The 16,322-nt window shown below is 41.7% G+C and carries 17 protein-coding genes; 3 read left to right on the forward strand and 14 right to left on the reverse strand.

All coding sequences use genetic code 11. The features are described from left to right. Positions 1 to 126: 126 nt before the first annotated feature. The 14 genes from ACOXXR_RS04940 to ACOXXR_RS05005 form a co-directional block, all read right to left on the reverse strand. The gene (locus ACOXXR_RS04940) at positions 127 to 831 is read right to left on the reverse strand and encodes a DUF3307 domain-containing protein (protein ID WP_048715974.1); all 705 of its coding nucleotides are present in this window, start codon (positions 829 to 831) and stop codon (positions 127 to 129) included. After that, a complete protein-coding gene (locus tag ACOXXR_RS04945) occupies positions 815 to 1,492 on the reverse strand; it encodes a SatD family protein (protein WP_445278181.1) in 678 nt (225 codons plus the stop codon). Before ACOXXR_RS04945 ends, ACOXXR_RS04940 begins: the two co-directional genes overlap by 17 nt. A 107-nt stretch (positions 1,493 to 1,599) precedes the next feature. Beyond that, positions 1,600 to 3,687, reverse strand: coding sequence for a type I DNA topoisomerase (gene topA, locus ACOXXR_RS04950; RefSeq protein WP_445278182.1), 2,088 nt, complete (start codon positions 3,685 to 3,687; stop codon positions 1,600 to 1,602). Between the two features lie 92 nt (positions 3,688 to 3,779). Further along, a complete protein-coding gene (dprA, locus tag ACOXXR_RS04955) occupies positions 3,780 to 4,622 on the reverse strand; it encodes a DNA-processing protein DprA (RefSeq protein WP_445278183.1) in 843 nt (280 codons plus the stop codon). 76 nt (positions 4,623 to 4,698) lie between these two features. Continuing rightward, the gene (locus ACOXXR_RS04960) at positions 4,699 to 5,625 is read right to left on the reverse strand and encodes an ROK family protein (protein ID WP_048715966.1); all 927 of its coding nucleotides are present in this window, start codon (positions 5,623 to 5,625) and stop codon (positions 4,699 to 4,701) included. A gap of 11 nt (positions 5,626 to 5,636) precedes the next feature. Then, positions 5,637 to 6,407, reverse strand: a complete 771-nt coding sequence (locus ACOXXR_RS04965) for a ribonuclease HII (protein ID WP_129822075.1) — start codon at positions 6,405 to 6,407, stop codon at positions 5,637 to 5,639. Then, entirely contained in the window at positions 6,394 to 7,245 is an 852-nt protein-coding gene (ylqF, locus tag ACOXXR_RS04970; protein WP_048715962.1) for a ribosome biogenesis GTPase YlqF, read from the reverse strand. Before ylqF ends, ACOXXR_RS04965 begins: the two co-directional genes overlap by 14 nt. A gap of 124 nt (positions 7,246 to 7,369) precedes the next feature. After that, a complete protein-coding gene (locus tag ACOXXR_RS04975; RefSeq protein ID WP_006597242.1) occupies positions 7,370 to 7,708 on the reverse strand; it encodes an ATP cone domain-containing protein in 339 nt (112 codons plus the stop codon). Between the two features lie 71 nt (positions 7,709 to 7,779). Continuing rightward, a complete protein-coding gene (gene dapA, locus ACOXXR_RS04980) occupies positions 7,780 to 8,715 on the reverse strand; it encodes a 4-hydroxy-tetrahydrodipicolinate synthase (protein WP_048715961.1) in 936 nt (311 codons plus the stop codon). Between the two features lie 88 nt (positions 8,716 to 8,803). Further along, a complete protein-coding gene (locus tag ACOXXR_RS04985; RefSeq protein ID WP_048715959.1) occupies positions 8,804 to 9,880 on the reverse strand; it encodes an aspartate-semialdehyde dehydrogenase in 1,077 nt (358 codons plus the stop codon). Positions 9,881 to 10,038: 158 nt separating this feature from the next. After that, on the reverse strand, positions 10,039 to 10,593 hold the full coding sequence (locus tag ACOXXR_RS04990; RefSeq protein ID WP_048715957.1) for a LemA family protein: 555 nt from the start codon (positions 10,591 to 10,593) through the stop codon (positions 10,039 to 10,041). 2 nt (positions 10,594 to 10,595) lie between these two features. Then, positions 10,596 to 11,483, reverse strand: coding sequence for a DUF3137 domain-containing protein (locus ACOXXR_RS04995; protein WP_445278184.1), 888 nt, complete (start codon positions 11,481 to 11,483; stop codon positions 10,596 to 10,598). Positions 11,484 to 11,966: 483 nt separating this feature from the next. Then, positions 11,967 to 12,479, reverse strand: a complete 513-nt coding sequence (locus ACOXXR_RS05000) for a GNAT family N-acetyltransferase (protein WP_048715955.1) — start codon at positions 12,477 to 12,479, stop codon at positions 11,967 to 11,969. 79 nt (positions 12,480 to 12,558) lie between these two features. Then, complete coding sequence (locus ACOXXR_RS05005; RefSeq protein WP_048788993.1) at positions 12,559 to 14,229, reverse strand: formate--tetrahydrofolate ligase; 1,671 nt, start codon at positions 14,227 to 14,229, stop codon at positions 12,559 to 12,561. 267 nt (positions 14,230 to 14,496) lie between these two features. Between ACOXXR_RS05005 and ACOXXR_RS05010 the strand changes: the two genes are divergently transcribed. The 3 genes from ACOXXR_RS05010 to ACOXXR_RS05020 are packed head-to-tail and all read left to right on the forward strand — an operon-like array spanning position 14,497 to position 16,285. Continuing rightward, positions 14,497 to 15,183 carry a phosphopantothenate--cysteine ligase gene (locus ACOXXR_RS05010; RefSeq protein WP_048715952.1) on the forward strand — a complete coding sequence of 229 codons (687 nt, stop codon included), beginning with the start codon at positions 14,497 to 14,499 and terminating at the stop codon, positions 15,181 to 15,183. A gap of 5 nt (positions 15,184 to 15,188) precedes the next feature. Beyond that, positions 15,189 to 15,728, forward strand: a complete 540-nt coding sequence (coaC, locus tag ACOXXR_RS05015; protein ID WP_445278185.1) for a phosphopantothenoylcysteine decarboxylase — start codon at positions 15,189 to 15,191, stop codon at positions 15,726 to 15,728. Then, positions 15,725 to 16,285 (forward strand): ECF transporter S component, encoded by a 561-nt coding sequence (locus tag ACOXXR_RS05020; RefSeq protein WP_117744225.1) that lies wholly within the window; start codon positions 15,725 to 15,727, stop codon positions 16,283 to 16,285. The genes coaC and ACOXXR_RS05020 overlap by 4 nt, the downstream gene beginning before the upstream one ends. Positions 16,286 to 16,322 lie beyond the last annotated feature (37 nt).

A 16,322-nucleotide genomic window follows, 5' to 3' on the forward strand; every position in this document is an offset into this window, starting at 1 on the left:
CACTAGACTGTTAGACACCCACAAATCTTTCTAATTTTCTACTTGGTCCATTATACCAGAAAGCCAAGTAAAAAGACAGGGAGGGTTTTCCTTCCTGTCTTAGACCTAAGTCTGTTATTTGTTTTCTTATAGACACAACCAAGCAGCAAAGAGGGCTGATAGGATACTGAATAAGGACCCGATTAAATAATACTCTGCGAAGGCTGGATTCTCCGAAATTTTATTGTAGCGGGCGATGGATTTGGCCGTAAAGACCAGACCGATAGAAGCAAATTGGCCGTAGACGAGACAGGCACCGATAATCAACCGCTCTAAGAAGCCAATCATGGAACCAGCCCCAGTGATGGTATCCATTTTCTCCTCCATCGTCGGCTGGTACTTAGCAAAAAGAATTTTAAAGACGATATTGGTCGGTTTTCCCACTAGGAGGACATAAAAGATTAGCTTTAAACTGTCAATAGGTAAATAAGTCGTGCCATTTTTAGCTCCCCAAAGGACTAGGAAACTAATGATACCGACATGCAAGACTTGATCCAATGCAAAAGTCCATGCGGCTGTTACATTCAATTGCTTCTGCACCCAAGGTTTTCCGTAATCAATCCCTGCATGAGTCAGCAAAATGATCAAGCAAATCCACCACAAATCCAGATGACAGAGGGAAACGACGAATAGAGGCAGAGCTACATACAGAATATGAAGCCCGAGCACCTTCTTATCCTGATCCTTGTGGTCCGCCATCTTTTGACTTTGAAAATAATAATCAGACAACAAATGACAACTCAACAAGAGAAGCAAGTATGGATTTGTTACGATACTAGATAATCCTGTCATAAGCCTCTCCTTTCGCTAAACTTTGAATACTCGCTAGTGCTGCTGCTCGCCCCCGTAAGTAAACACGGATACTGCTACTTTTCAGCCGTTTAGAGAGAGCACTGGGGTTTATCTCCAGCGATTGGGCCAAATCCTGCTGACTAAAATTCTCACTATATACACATCTCTTAAGAAGATCTAGCAGGATTTCTTCCTGACTGCCACGCCAACCCGAACGAATTGCTTCCCCGGAAGCGATGAGGGCATTCACAAAGAAGTCTTGCTTTTCCTTCCCACTTAAAAAATAAATCTGGGTATTGCCATAGTCATTTTTCTGATGAACCAGATTGATGGCGGCGCGTGCATTCCAATAGGCTGGCCCATCCGCACCGATACTTTGTAAAGGATCAATATCCGTTACAATCTCCCCAAGACCAATCCCGAAACGAAGTTGAGTCGGAGTTAGTAAAGAACGCAGGGTATCGATCATTTGAAAAACCGGAGCATCCACCTTTAAGAGCGCCTGAAACTCATCACCCAGGGTCAAGGTAAAACTAGATGCTAAGAATTCTCCAAATAGTTCATTCATCGTTTGAAGCGTTTTTTCTAACTGTTTTTGCAGGTCAAAACGTTCTTGAACCATTTTAGAATCAATAACATCTGCAATCAAAGCAAGATACATAAGCCCACCTCCTTGTGTCTATTATAACGAAAAAAAACAAAAATGTCTATTATAACAGACATTTATTAAAATTGCTGTTATAATAGACATCGCATGATTCTAAAATCTTATTTTACTTTTTCTTCTTCGTAGTCGCCGTTGCTACATACGACTTGCTTACCGCCACCACGAACTTTTTTCTCAACTAGGTAGTGACCACATTTTGGACAATCACGGCCAATTGGCTTGTCCCAAGAGGTGAATTCGCAGTCTGGGTAACGATTGCAGCCATAGAAGAGACGATTCCGCTTGGTTTTACGCTCGATGATTTGGCCTTGGTGACAGTCTGGACATTCCACACCAATCTCCTTGACGATGGCTTGCGTATGACGGCAATCAGGGAAATTGCTACAAGCGAAGAACTTACCGAATCGACCCAACTTGATGACCATCGGACTTCCACAAACCTCACAGTCAAATCCAGCAGCCTCATCCTTGATTTGGATTTTCTCCATTTCCTCTTCAGCTTTGGCTACTTCTTTTTTAAATGGTTGGTAGAAGGAATCAATGACCTTTTGCCACTGTTCTTTCCCGAGTTCGACATCATCTAGCTTCCCTTCCATCTCTGCGGTAAAGGTCACATTGACGATGTCTGGGAAGAATTCAACAATCAGTTTATTGACGATTTCCCCTAATTCGGTTGGCTCGAAGCGTTTGGCTACAAGCTTCACGTAATAGCGTTTTTGAATGGTCTCAATGGTCGGTGCATAGGTTGAAGGACGACCAACACCATTTTCTTCTAAAGTCTTAATCAAGGTCGCTTCAGAATAACGAGCTGGTGGTTGAGTAAAGTGCTGTTCAGGTTTGCTGTTGACCTGAGTGACGGTGTCCCCTTCTTCCATGTCCGGTAGCATCTTATTTTTGTCCGAATCATTATAGATCGCCAAATAGCCGTCAAACTTCACCTGACTACCATTTGCTGTATATTGAACCCCATTTTGCGCCAAACGGACATTCATGGTATCAAAAACAGCTGCCGTCATCTGACTAGCCACAAAACGATTCCAGATCAAGGTGTAGAGCTTAAGCTGGTCCTTGTCTAGGTACTTGGCAATTTTCTCAGGCGTATTGTAGACACTAGAAGGACGAATGGCTTCGTGTGCATCTTGAGCACCAGAAGCATTCTTAACCCTGCTACCATGCTTAGAATACTTGTCTCCAAATCGATCAACGATAAAGCTAGCTGCTTCATTTTGAGCAACTGGACTAATCCGAGTCGAGTCCGTACGCATATACGTGATCAAACCTTGAACACCAGATCCAATATTGATTCCTTCGTACAATTGCTGGGCCACCATCATGGTCTTACGTGTACGGAAGTTAATCTTATTGGCTGCATCCATCTGCATGGAAGAAGTTGTGTAAGGAAGCGGCGCATTACGTTTGCGCTCTTTCTTCTCAACCTTTTCAACGATATACTCTTTCCCATCGAGGTGCGAAAGTACAGCTTTCACATCCTCCTGGTTTTGAAGCTTCATCTTCTTGCCATTCATTCCATGGAAATTGGCTTGGAATTGCTTGGTCCCCTTTTTAAAGGTTCCATCAATTGTCCAATATTCTTCTGGTTGGAAAGCATTGATTTCTTCCTCCCGGTCAATAATCAATTTAAGAGCAACGGATTGCACCCGACCAGCCGAAAGTCCCTTCTTCACCTTTTTCCATAGAATTGGTGAGATGGAGTACCCAACAATCCGGTCCAAGACACGGCGAGCTTGTTGAGCATCTACCAGATCCATATCAATCTTACGGGGTTCTTGAAAGGCATTTTTTACCGCATCCTTGGTAATTTCGTTGAAAACAACGCGGTTCTTATCTTCCTTATCCAACTGAAGAATATGCGCCAAATGCCAAGAAATAGCTTCTCCTTCACGGTCCGGGTCACTTGCGAGAAAGACTTGTTTGGCTTTTTTAGCCTCTTTTTTCAAATCATTAATCAAAGGACCTTTTCCGCGAATATTGATGTACTCTGGTTCGTAATTGTTCTCAAAATCAATAGACATGGTAGATTTTTTCAAGTCACGAATATGACCCACGCTGGCCATGACCTTATAATTTCTACCAAGATACTTCTCAATCGTCTTCGCTTTCGCAGGAGACTCCACGATGACTAAATTCTTTTTAGTTGTTGTGGTTTTCTTTTTTGTTTTAGTAGCCACTTTTTTACCTCTATTTTGTAATAAACCTCATAGAGTGTAAACTATTTTTTTCGGGATGTCAACCGTGAAGTTCTCCTATAGGAAAACTCATTTTAAAATTCAAACTCATCTAGGACATCTTTTCCACTGGTGACCAGCTTTGCACCTTCTTGAATGAGGTGGTGACAGCCATCTGAACGTCCATCCAAGATCGAACCAGGAATAGCAAAGACATCTCGCCCTTCTTCCATAGCACGCTCGCAGGTGATCAGACTTCCAGACCGCATCCGCGCTTCCGCCACAATCACTGCTCTAGAAAGCCCAGCAATAATCCGATTGCGTTCTGGAAAATGATGTTTTTGAGGGCCTTGTCCAGGACCGTATTCTGTTAACACTAAATGACTCCCACTCATGTACTTCTGCAATTGTTTATTGGATCTAGGATAGAAAACATCTAAGCCAGTACCAATCACTCCAATTGTCTTTCCTCCATTTCGAATTGCAGCATAATGGGCCGCAGCATCAATTCCCTTGGCTAATCCGCTCACCACAATCAATTCGTTATTTAACTCGTTAATGATTTTCTCGACGGATTGAATCCCTGTGCGGCTACAGGATCGACTTCCCACAACTGCTATCTTCGGCTGTTTAAGAAGATCAATATTGCCTGAGTAAAACAACAAAACAGGTGGGTTATGCATCCAGAGAAGTTCTTCAGGATATTCCGGATCCATAATGGAAATCGAATCGAACTCCTTGAACTCTTCTCTCAAGACCTTGTCATCAATCCGGATATACCGTTCCATAAATAGTGTTTGATTGCGACAACCTGCAATTTTTGCCATTAATTCTAAAGAGGGCCACTCCCCATTCATTTCCCAGTAATTGACAATGTTAAAAACCTGTAGATTTGACAGGCCAGCAACCTTTAATTTATAAAGTTCATATTTCTTCATTCGTAAACCTCTTTTTCTACTATCTATTTATAATATTCGTAAAAGAAAACAAAAAAAGCTCTAAAAATAGAACTTTTTAATGATTTTCTAAGATGTTAAAATGACAAACTGCCCCCAAAAGATTACTTGAGTTGTGGTAACGAGCTGCTTGAATCTCTACTAAAGAAAATCGTTGCTCCCCACTTTCCTCCATCAGGCTTTTATACTGATGGTTAATCTCTTCTAAAAGAAGGGGTTGACTACTAATTCCCCCACCAATCGTCACTTTTTCAAGCCGAACCAAAGACTGAAGGTTATAGATTAGGATCGCAATTTCTCGACAATAAGAAGCAAATAAGTCTTGCAATTCCTCATGATAACCAGCTTCAAGGACTTCAAAAACTTGAACTCCATCTTCTTCAGGCAATTCTAGGAGTCGACTAGCATTAGCCACAAAATTGACTGCAGAGCCTAAATTTTGAACCAAACTGGAAATCCCATGTCGCAAAATCTCGGTCTGATATTGCTTTTGTTCAGGAGTCACTTGCTTCTCCCCTAAGCTTGGCCAACGAAGATAATCCTTGAGATTCCAGGTGGAAATTAAGGAACCGTTGGAAGTCAAGGCTAAGCCTACCCCAGTTCCTAACACAAAGGTTGCGCCACAATCACAATCCTGGAGGTTTCCAATTCGTGCTTCTGCCAAGCCTGCAGCATCCCCATCGTTGAGGACGGTCACAGGGACTTGAAAAGTCTTATTTAAACGAGAAGCTAAAGGAATATTCCTTAAATAAGGAACGAGGCCACCTTTAAAGACAAATCCCAGTCGACTATTGATTTCACCCGGACAAGAGATGGCGATCCCAGTGATTCGATTCTGGAACAAGCAAATCACGCGCTCAAGAGCTTCCCAGAATTCCTCAATAGTAGCTGGTGTCGGAACTTTAGAGGAATCATTCACCTGATAGGCTTCATCCACTAAGGCATATTTAATAAAGGTTCCTCCAATATCAAAGGCTAATAGCATTTCCTTCCCTCCTAGTCAAGATCCGTCATGGACTTAATGGGTTCGAAGCTTCGACGATGGATAGGCGTGACCCCATGTCTTTCCAAGCCCTCAAGATGATTGCTTGTCCCATACCCCGCATTCTGAGCAAAATCATAACCTGGATACTTTTGGTCATAGGCTGCCATCATCTGATCTCGTGTCACCTTCGCCACAATAGAAGCAGCTGCGATAGACAGAGAATTAGCATCTCCTTTGATGATGGATGTCTGAGAAATAGGGAGGTCCAATTTCATAGCATCAATCAAGAGGTGTTGAGGTTGAGGGTCCAATTCTTGAATAGCCTCAAGCATGGCTAATTTGGTTGCTTCATAAATATTAACCTGATCAATGACCCGATTATCTTTTATCCCAATCCCGACAGAGAGAGCCTGATCTAAAACCGCTTGGTAAATAGCATGGTGCTTCGATTTTGGAATTCTCTTACTATCGTTTAAACCTGGAATCTTACAATTTTCAGGCAGAATGACGGCTGCTGCGACGACAGGGCCAGCCAAAGGGCCTCGCCCTACTTCATCAACACCTGCAATAAGATGAATCCCTTGAGCATAAAGTTCTTTCTCATAGGCTAGCATTTTTTCCAAACGCAAATCTTCGTCTACTTGTTTTTGGAGTTCGCGTTTTCGTTTGCTGATAGCCGCTTGAACGCCCGCTCGACCATCAAGGATCAACTCTTCAAATAAGGGATGATCTAGCCTATCAATCGTTGACAAACACTCTTTGATTTCTTTAATCGTTGGCATCTACTTCACCTACACGATCAAGGGTATAGCGACCCAAACGACCATCACGTACATCCTTGACAAACAAACTGTAGAAGCGATCATAATCATCTCGGAAACCTAAGCGTTGAGTCATCTCCATAATGATTTCAGGCGCTTCCTGATCTAATTTCATTTGCTTATAGCGTTCTTGTAACTCTTTAGGGTAGTGCTCTTTAAAATAGTTGAGGCCAAAAATGGTCACTTCATCCATTGGAAGCAACTGGTCCTTAATTGCTCCTGTTAAGGCGAGCTTCAAGGCCACTTCTTCATCTTCAAATTTTGGCCAAAGAATCCCTGGGGTATCCAAGATTTCGAGGTCCTTATTGGTTTTCAACCACTGTTGCCCCTTGGTCACCCCTGGTTTATTTCCAACAACAGCAATCTTTTTCCCTGCTAAGCGGTTCATCAGCGTTGATTTACCAGCATTGGGAATCCCGATAATCATGGTCCGAAGGGTTTCAATTTGAATCCCTCGTTCCTTCTGACGGGCAATTTTATCGGCCATCAAAGACTTAGCAGCATCTGTAACCTTTTTAACCGTAGATTGCTCTTTAGAGTTAATAGCCAAAGTTTTGATCCCTTGTGACTCAAAATACTCCTGCCATTCTTTTGTAGCGACAGGATCTGCCAAGTCTACCTTGTTCAGAATCATCAGCTTAGGCTTATCACCAACAATTTTTGTTAACATAGGATTTTGACTTGATAGAGGCAAACGAGCGTCCACCAAAATTGTCACGAAATCCACAAATTTAATATTTTCTTGTACTTGTCTTCTAGCTTTGGACATATGTCCAGGAAACCATTGAATAATCGCCATGATATGACATCCTTTCAACATTCAATCCTATCTATTATACCATGAAATACAGTATTTTCTTTTAAAACTGCTCCCCATTTTTTCTTAAAAAAACGAAGCTACACCCGTAACTTCGTTTCTTATTTTAGCGAATTTGCTCAAAGTGCAAGTGAACAGCGATGTGGTCTCCATAGCCACTTCGTTCCAAATCGCGTTGCAAACGATAAGAAATATAGTGTTCAGCAATGGTAATATAACCAGCACCAAGTAAACGGTGCTCAACCATTGATTGGATCATGCTGATTGTGGCACGTTCCACTTTCGCTTCTTCCAAATCCATCACAACTTTTTTAGTCACTTGCGCCAAGTTTTGGCGAAGATCATCGGTCAAGACATAGACTGTTTGTGCTGCCTTCAAAACAGCTTGATAGATTTTATCTGGATCAAATTCTACAACTTCACCACTACGTTTAATGACTTCCATCTTATTCTCCTTGATCATCAATATACTTCTATTATCTAAATAAATAGGGGATTTGTCAAGAATCTAAAACGTCAATAATCCGGACGAAGAACTCCCGTAATGATTTCTTTGGTCGCGTGGTAATCCCCATCCACTACAACCTTGATAATGCGCTTCGCTTCCTCAGCAGGAGCTGGCACTAATGGCAAACGAGTTGGCCCTGCTTCAAAGCCCATATAGTTCAAGACTGCTTTAACTGGAGCTGGACTTGGATAAGAGAAGAGAGCATTGACTTTCGGGATAAATTGGCGCTGAATGGCCGCCGCTTTTTTAATATCATTATTTTCAATGGCTAGGAACATTTCGTGCATTTCATCCCCATTGGTATGAGATGCTACTGAAATCACCCCATCTGCCCCAAGGTTCATGGCATGGAAAGCATCTCCATCCTCTCCCGTATAAATGAGGAACTCCTCTGGCTTGTGCTCAATTAAATAAGCCATATTGGCAAGGGTTGTACACTCTTTTACCCCGATGATATTTGGATGTTCTGCCAAACGAAGCATGGTTTCTGGTGTCATTTCGACAACCACGCGCCCAGGAATGTTATAGATTATGATTGGCAAGTTAGAAGCGTCTGCAATAGCCTTAAAATGCTGGTACATACCTTCTTGAGAAGGTTTGTTGTAATAAGGGACAATCGCTAATCCGGCAGCAAAACCACCAAATTGGTCGACTTCTTTTACAAACTCAATCGAGTCGCGAGTTTCATTGGTCCCGACACCAGCAATCAAAGGAACCCGTCCGTTGACTACCTTTTGCACCGCTGCAAAAAGTTCTAATTCTTCATCGTGTGTTAGAGTTGGACTTTCAGCTGTGGTACCAGCTAAAAGAATCCCATCTGTGTGATGAGCCAAAAGATGTTCAATAAGCGGAGGAATAGCCTCAAAATTAATCGAACCATCTTCATGGAAGGGAGTGATAAAGGCAGTGATCATTCTACAATTTTTTAAATCTTGATAAGACATACATACTCCTTCTTGAGACAACCATAGGGAAGAGGGACAGCACCAAAAGTTGATAGCTGTCCCCTATACACTTTATTTAGTTAATGAATCATTTCAACTCAAACTTCAACTCAGCTGTTGGGCGCACGAGTCCACGTTCATGAAGGGTTTCTGCAATTTGAACTGAGTTCCAAGCAGCTCCTTTAAGAAGGTTATCAGAAACCACCCACATATGAATCCCTTTTTCAGCATCCAAGTCTTTACGGATACGACCAACAAAGGTATCGCGAGAACCAACCGCATTGATAGCTTGTGGGTATACTTGATGAGCCACATCATCTTCCAACACTGCTCCTGGGAAGGCAGCAATAGCAGCTTTTACTTCTTCGATTGGTGCTACTTCTTTGGTCTCAATGTAAACTGACTCTGAGTGAGCTGACAAGACTGGAATACGTACACATGTTGCTGATACGGCAATGCTATCGTCTTCCATGATTTTCTTAGTTTCGTTCGTCATCTTCATTTCTTCATATGTGTAGTCATTATCAGTGAAGACGTCAATTTGAGGAAGGGCGTTAAAGGCGATTGGATAATGTTTCTTATCGCCACCTGAAGGTAAGATTTCCGCGTGCAAATCACGTGGATCCACTCCATCATTCAATACTTCACGCAATTCACGTTGGGTTTCAAGAATGGCTCCCATACCAGCACCAGAGACAGCTTGGTAAGTAGACACGATGATACGGTCCAAGCCCCATTTCTGACGAACAGGCTCAAGAGCTACCATCATTTGAATGGTTGAACAGTTAGGACAGGCGATGATTCCGTTATGGGCATCAAGCGCATGTGCATTTACTTCAGGAACAACCAATGGTACATCTGGATTTTGACGGAAGTAAGAAGTGTTATCTACTACGACCGCACCAGCTTTAACAGCATATGGTGCATATTTAGCTGAAGTTGATCCTCCAGCTGAGAAGAGAGCGATATCTACTCCTGCAAAAGCCTCTTCAGTTGTTTCTTCAATGGTCACGTCTTGCCCTTTGAATTGCAAGACCTTCCCTGCTGAACGCGCAGATGCAAGGTAGCGAATCTTATCAATTGGAAGACTTGATTCTTCCAGCATTTTGATCATTTGTGCACCAACGGCACCTGTAGCACCGACAACAGCAACTGTATATCCCATAATAAAACCTCTTTCGGAATTTTCTAAAAATTTGTGAATTTTATCTATTATACTATTTTTCCCTACAAATGAAAAGTGTATTTTACACTTATAAAAACAAAATAATCCCGATCTAAGACCGGGATAGTTTCTAGATATCGAATAGCTTTTATTGAAAATTAATGGATTTCATAATCCAAATCATTCAAATTCTTCTTGCCTTGAGTATCTTCCAATAAAAATGGCACCTGTTGCATCCCTTTGATACCCGCCACTAGTGAAGTTGGGAAGGTTACTATTGCTTGGTTGATTTGGCTAATATTACTATTAACAATACGTTTAGAAGCTGCCAAATCTTCATTTTCGTCTGCAATTTCTTTTTGCAAGGCCAAGAATTGGTTAGAAGATAAGAGATCTGGATAATTCTCACCTACTGCTCGGATTTGTGCCAAGACATCATTTTGATTGGCAATAACTTGGTTGGATTCTTGGATAGAGGCACCTTGACGAAGGGCTACTAATTCGGTAAAGACTTTCTCTTCATGTTTGGCGTAGGCCTTAGCTGCCTTCAACATTTCAGAAATGGTATCGTAGCGTTTGACAAGAATTATATCAACCGTTCTCTTTGCTTCTTCAATCATGACCTGATAACGATTCAAGCGATTGCTTTCACCGATAAACCACATAACAATGACAAGAGCAAAAACGACGATGGCAATAAATAATCCTAACATAGTTATTCTCCTTTAAATATATTGGTTAATTCATCAATGAGATCAATCTCCCTACAGAGTTTTTGATACTCTGCAGCAATCGAAAGACTTTCGATTGCATCTTTTCTATTCGGTGTTGGGAAAAGGTAGCGGTTAGTATATAAGGAAATATAGAGTGTATCTTGTACTAAATACACACACATAGCATTTTGAGAAATTTGCTGATCAAACCATTCTAGGATCTTGGGTTTTAAGAATTTTCGAGCAGCCAGTTCATCTGTACAATAGATATTGTAATTTTCATTGTTTCGGATATCTTCTGTTTCAATTTGAACTTCATTAGGTCCAGCACCCGGATAGGCACCTTTTAGTTCTCTTTTTAAAAACAAAGATTTCTTGGTTGGAACAACTCTCAAGTGCCCTGGAAATGAGATAGGAGCTTTTAAAGAAAAAATCTGACCAGCAAAATCTTCAACTTCTTCTCTGACCGTATGAGTTTCCCCACTTGAGTCTCTCTTTGTTCGCGTCTCAATATGATAAGCATAGAGATTGGCTACTACGAGATTCTTTTCATCATGGAAAGACAATTGATGAAAGAGATCAAACTTAGTCGATCTCGGACTAATGACCTGCAGGACATTCATTGGGTAGTCAGCTGTCAGAGTTAGCTCCGCTTGAGGAAAAACTTCTTTCAGGATGGGACAAAGAAAATCTGTAATATAAATCTCTTCATTGGATCGAACCTGATCTCCGAATAAGGCTTTTCGTTTTTTGTATACCGGTAAATAATAAAACACCACTACAAGAAGAATGATAACAATCGCTGCTCGCCATCTAACAAGTTGGAAGGAGAGAAAAGCTAGAATACCACCAAGAATAGTGGCGTTTCTCCAATGAAGATTATTCTTCATTTGTTACTTCATAATGAGCAACTTAGCTTGATATTGTTCTAATTTTTCCAGTTCACTGATACGTTGAAACGTTTCTTGTGACCACTTGTTGTTTGGACTGTTTTGATCATACACTATAACCATCTCCTTTCAAACACAAATGAATCCATTTATTTACATCATTATATCACCGGTAGTCATAAGAGGCAAACAAATTTATGTATTTGCTTACTATGAATTTTTACAAAAAAAATCCCTTACCACATGGTAAGGGATTCGAGGCATCTTTCGATGAGAACAGCAGGTTCACACAACTGTTCAAGGTCCGCTCCTGCGTTACAATTAAATGTAGACCTCCTCAGCGCAAAAGGCTCCTAAGAGCCAATCGACTCATCGCATAAACTTAGTGTACCATGAACGGCCCAAAAAAGTCAAGAGGCTCGTTCTAGACTTCCTTTTAAATAACTTAAAAGAAATTGAGCAAAGCTAAGCTCCTTCTAATTTTTACATTAGGGGCTTCACAGGCCCTTCGATCGTCTTTTGCATCCAGACAATATCATGCCATTGATCAAATTTATAGCCAATTTTAGGAAAATGAGCAACTTTCACATAGCCACGTTTCTCATGGAGGGCGATACTAGCTGGATTTGGCAGGGCAATGCAAGCTAAGAAACGTAAATAACCACGCGCCTCCAACTCCGACTCTAATGCCTCATACAATCGAGAACCCAGACCTTGCCCACGACGATCTTGATCCACATAGACGGATACTTCCACCGCCCAATCATATGCTGATCGATCATAATAGCTTGAGGCATAGGCATAAGCAAGGACTTGACCGTCTACTTCTGCTACTAAATAGGGAAAACGTTGAAGGATCTTTTCGATACGCCCTTCAAATTCCTCAATGGTCGGAACCTGGTATTCAAAAGTGATGGCTGTTTTCTCAACATAGGGAGCATAAATCCTGACAAGTTCAGGAGCATCTTCAAGGGTGACTGGTCGTATCTTCAGCATGGTCTTCTCGCTTTCTATTTCTCTATTATACCCCAAAAGCACAAAAATAGAGGTTGTCCGCCAACCTCTATATATTTTATTAGAACAATCCTAAAGCAGTCCCATCTTCTGCTACATCCATGTTCAAAGCAGCAGGACGTTTTGGTAATCCAGGCATAGTCATCACTTCACCTGTCAAAGCAACAATGAAGCCTGCACCAGTCTTAGGTACCAATTCGCGAATGGTAATGTCAAAACCAGACGGCGCCCCGAGGAGACTTGGATCATCTGAGAAACTATATTGGGTCTTAGCCATACAAACTGGCAACTTGTCCCAGCCATTTTTCACGATTTGAGCAATCTGAGTTTTGGCTTTCTTCTCAAAGACAACATTGTCGGCCCGGTAAATTTCTTGGGCAATCTTAGTGATCTTTTCTTCAACAGAAAGGTCATTATCATAAAGACGAGTGTAGTTGGCTGGACTTGTTTCAAGTGTCTCCACTACTGTTTCTGCTAGGGCCAATCCTCCATCAGCACCATCAGCCCAAACGCTCGCCAATTCAACAGGAACTTGAATAGAAGCACAGAGTTCTTTCAGAGCTGCAATTTCAGCTTCTGTATCTGTGACAAATTCATTAATAGCCACTACTACAGGAACTCCAAATTTACGCATATTTTCTACGTGGCGCTCCAAGTTCGCAAAACCTGAACGAACAGCTTCTACATTTTCTTCAGAAAGAGCATCTTTGGCAACTCCACCATTCATCTTCAAAGCACGAATCGTTGCGACAATCACCACTGCAGATGGGCTAACAGGAAGATTTGGTGTTTTGATATCCAAGAATTTTTCAGCTCCCAAATCCGCGCCAAAACCTGCTTCTGTCACTACGTAATCGGCTAAACGAAGAGCGGTTGAGGTAGCTAAAACAGAATTACATCCATGGGCAATATTAGCAAAAGGTCCACCATGAACAAAGGCTGGCGTTCCATAGATGGTTTGGACCAAGTTTGGCTTGATCGCATCTTTCAGAATCAAGGCAAGCGCCCCTTCTACTTCTAAATCGCGGACATAAACTGGACTACGATCATAACGGTAACCAATCACAATATTGGCCAAACGACGTTTCAAGTCTTCAATATCTGTCGCCAAGCAAAGGATGGCCATAATCTCAGAAGCAACGGTGATATCAAATCCGTCTTCACGAGGAATCCCATTGAGCGGTCCACCAAGACCGACCGATACGTGACGCAAAGCACGGTCATTCAAGTCCACTACCCGTTTCCAGATAATCCGACGTTGGTCAATGCCTAGCTCATTTCCTTGATGCAAATGATTGTCGATCAAAGCTGAAAGTGCATTATTTGCTGTTGTAATGGCATGCATGTCACCCGTGAAATGAAGGTTGATGTCTTCCATTGGTAGAACTTGTGCATAACCTCCACCTGCTGCTCCCCCTTTAATCCCCATAACAGGACCTAAAGAAGGTTCGCGAATGGCAATCATGGTTTGTTTGCCAATTTTATTTAAAGCATCTGCTAAACCAATGGTGATGGTAGACTTTCCTTCCCCTGCTGGAGTCGGGTTAATGGCGGTTACCAAGATGAGCTTTCCTGGTTCTTCCTTCTGAACGGCTTGGATCTTGTCAAAGGTTAATTTTGCCTTGTACTTTCCATAGAGTTCTAGGTCATCGAAGTGAATACCCAATTTCTCTACCACATCTGTGATTGGTTTCAATTCAATACTTTGTGCAATCTCGATATCTGTCTTCATCTGAATCTCCTCACTATTTAATAATCCTATTATACAGAAATTTCACAAGGATATATATTTTAAATCTCAAACTTTTCTCATTCGTTCGGTTTTTGCTTAGTAACTCTGCTTTTTCAGCCTTTATTCCAATTTCTTATACCCCTCTATATGAAATAACTATGAGTCCCTTCGTCGTCTACTCTACCGCCTTTGTATCCCCTTGACCAACAATCGCAAGAGCCGTGTTCTTGGCTTTACTAAAATATAAAATTCTTGTAAAATAAGCCTATGAATATTTTGATTACTTCCGGTGGGACGAGTGAAAAGATTGATCAGGTTCGTTCGATTACCAACCATTCCACTGGTCAACTTGGAAAAATCATTTCCAAACGTTTTTTAGAGGCAGGTTTTTCTGTGACTCTGGTGACAACTCCAACTGCGGTTCAGCCTAAAGAACATCCTCATTTAAGAAAGATATTTATCAAAGATGTCGCTGAACTTCAAACAGTCCTTGAAAAAGAAACTCCAACTCACCAGGTGCTCATCCATGCTATGGCTGTCTCTGACTACAGCCCTGTCTATATGTCAGGCTTTCAGGCTGTCAAAGAAGCTAGCAATTTAGAGCATTTTCTTCATCAAACCAACCAGGAATCGAAAATTTCTTCAGAGGAAGATTACCAAGTTCTCTTTTTAAAGAAAAATCCTAAGTTGATTTCCTTAGTAAAAACGTGGAATCCAGACATTCGCTTGATCGGCTTTAAACTGCTGGTTGGTGTAGCACAGGATCAACTCCTAGCCGTTGCTCGTGCAAGTCTCGAAAAAAATCAGGCAGAAATGATTGTTGCCAATGACTTAAGCGAAATTCAAGACGGAAAACATCGAGCTTACTTAGTTACGAAAGATGCTACTCAAATAGCCGAAACGAAATTGGATATTGCTCAAAAAATTTATCATCACATTAGGAACAAAGGATAAAACCTATGGCGAATATACTACTGGCTGTAACTGGGAGCATTTCTGCCTACAAGGCAGCAGACCTCACCAGTCAATTGACCAAGCTCGGTCACCAGGTAAAGATTCTTATGACTCCTGCAGCTACAGCTTTTATTACCCCTCTAACACTTCAGGTCCTCTCCAAACAAGCTGTCCTGGTAGAGGTCATGACAGAAGACGATCCAAAACAAATCCAACATATTGACTTGGGGAAAGAGGCTGATCTTTTTCTAGTCGCTCCTGCAAGTGCCAATACCATTGCAAAACTTGCCATAGGGCTAGCGGATAATATGGTGACGAGCACAGCTCTAGCCTTGCCTCAAGGAACTAAAAAAATCCTAGCCCCCGCTATGAATACGAAAATGCTGGAACACCCAGCTACCCAACGAAATCTAAAACTCTTACAAGACTACGGCTATCAGATTATTCAACCTCGCTATGCTACTCTGGCTTGTGGCGATCAAGGGGCTGGAGCTTTAGCTTCTATCGAAACCATTCTAACTACTATACAGGAGTCGCTTTCATGAAAAAATCCTCATCCATTTCACGCATTGCTATATTTTTCGCGGTAATGATTACCATCCATTTTACAACTTCCTTCATCTTACATTTTGTACCATCAGGTATTCAGCCAACCTTGGTTCATATCCCTGTCGTGATCGCGTCTATCATTTATGGACCTCGTACAGGTGCTATTCTAGGACTGCTTATGGGACTCTTTAGTTTAACGATGAATACTCTTGTTTTAACCCCAGCAAGCTATCTATTTAGTCCCTTTGTGCCAAACGGAAATCTCTATTCCCTTGTCATCGCTATAGTACCGCGTATTCTCATCGGGGTAACACCTTATTTTGTCTATCGATGGATGCACAATCGTACTGGGTTAATAACAGCCGGCATTGTCGGATCTATGACCAATACTGTATTCGTTTTAAGCGGGATTTACCTCTTCTTTGGTAATACCTTTGGGAGAGGAATTCAACATTTTCTTGGCTTGATTGTGTCTACTAACTCACTCATCGAAGTTATTGCAACGGTTCTGATCACTAGTGCCGTTGTCCCAGCCCTCGAAAAATTAAAATAAAAAGTTGAGAGTGGGACAGAAATCGGTCATTCGTTAG

It is taken from the genome of Streptococcus sp. KHUD_013, assembly GCF_052588545.1.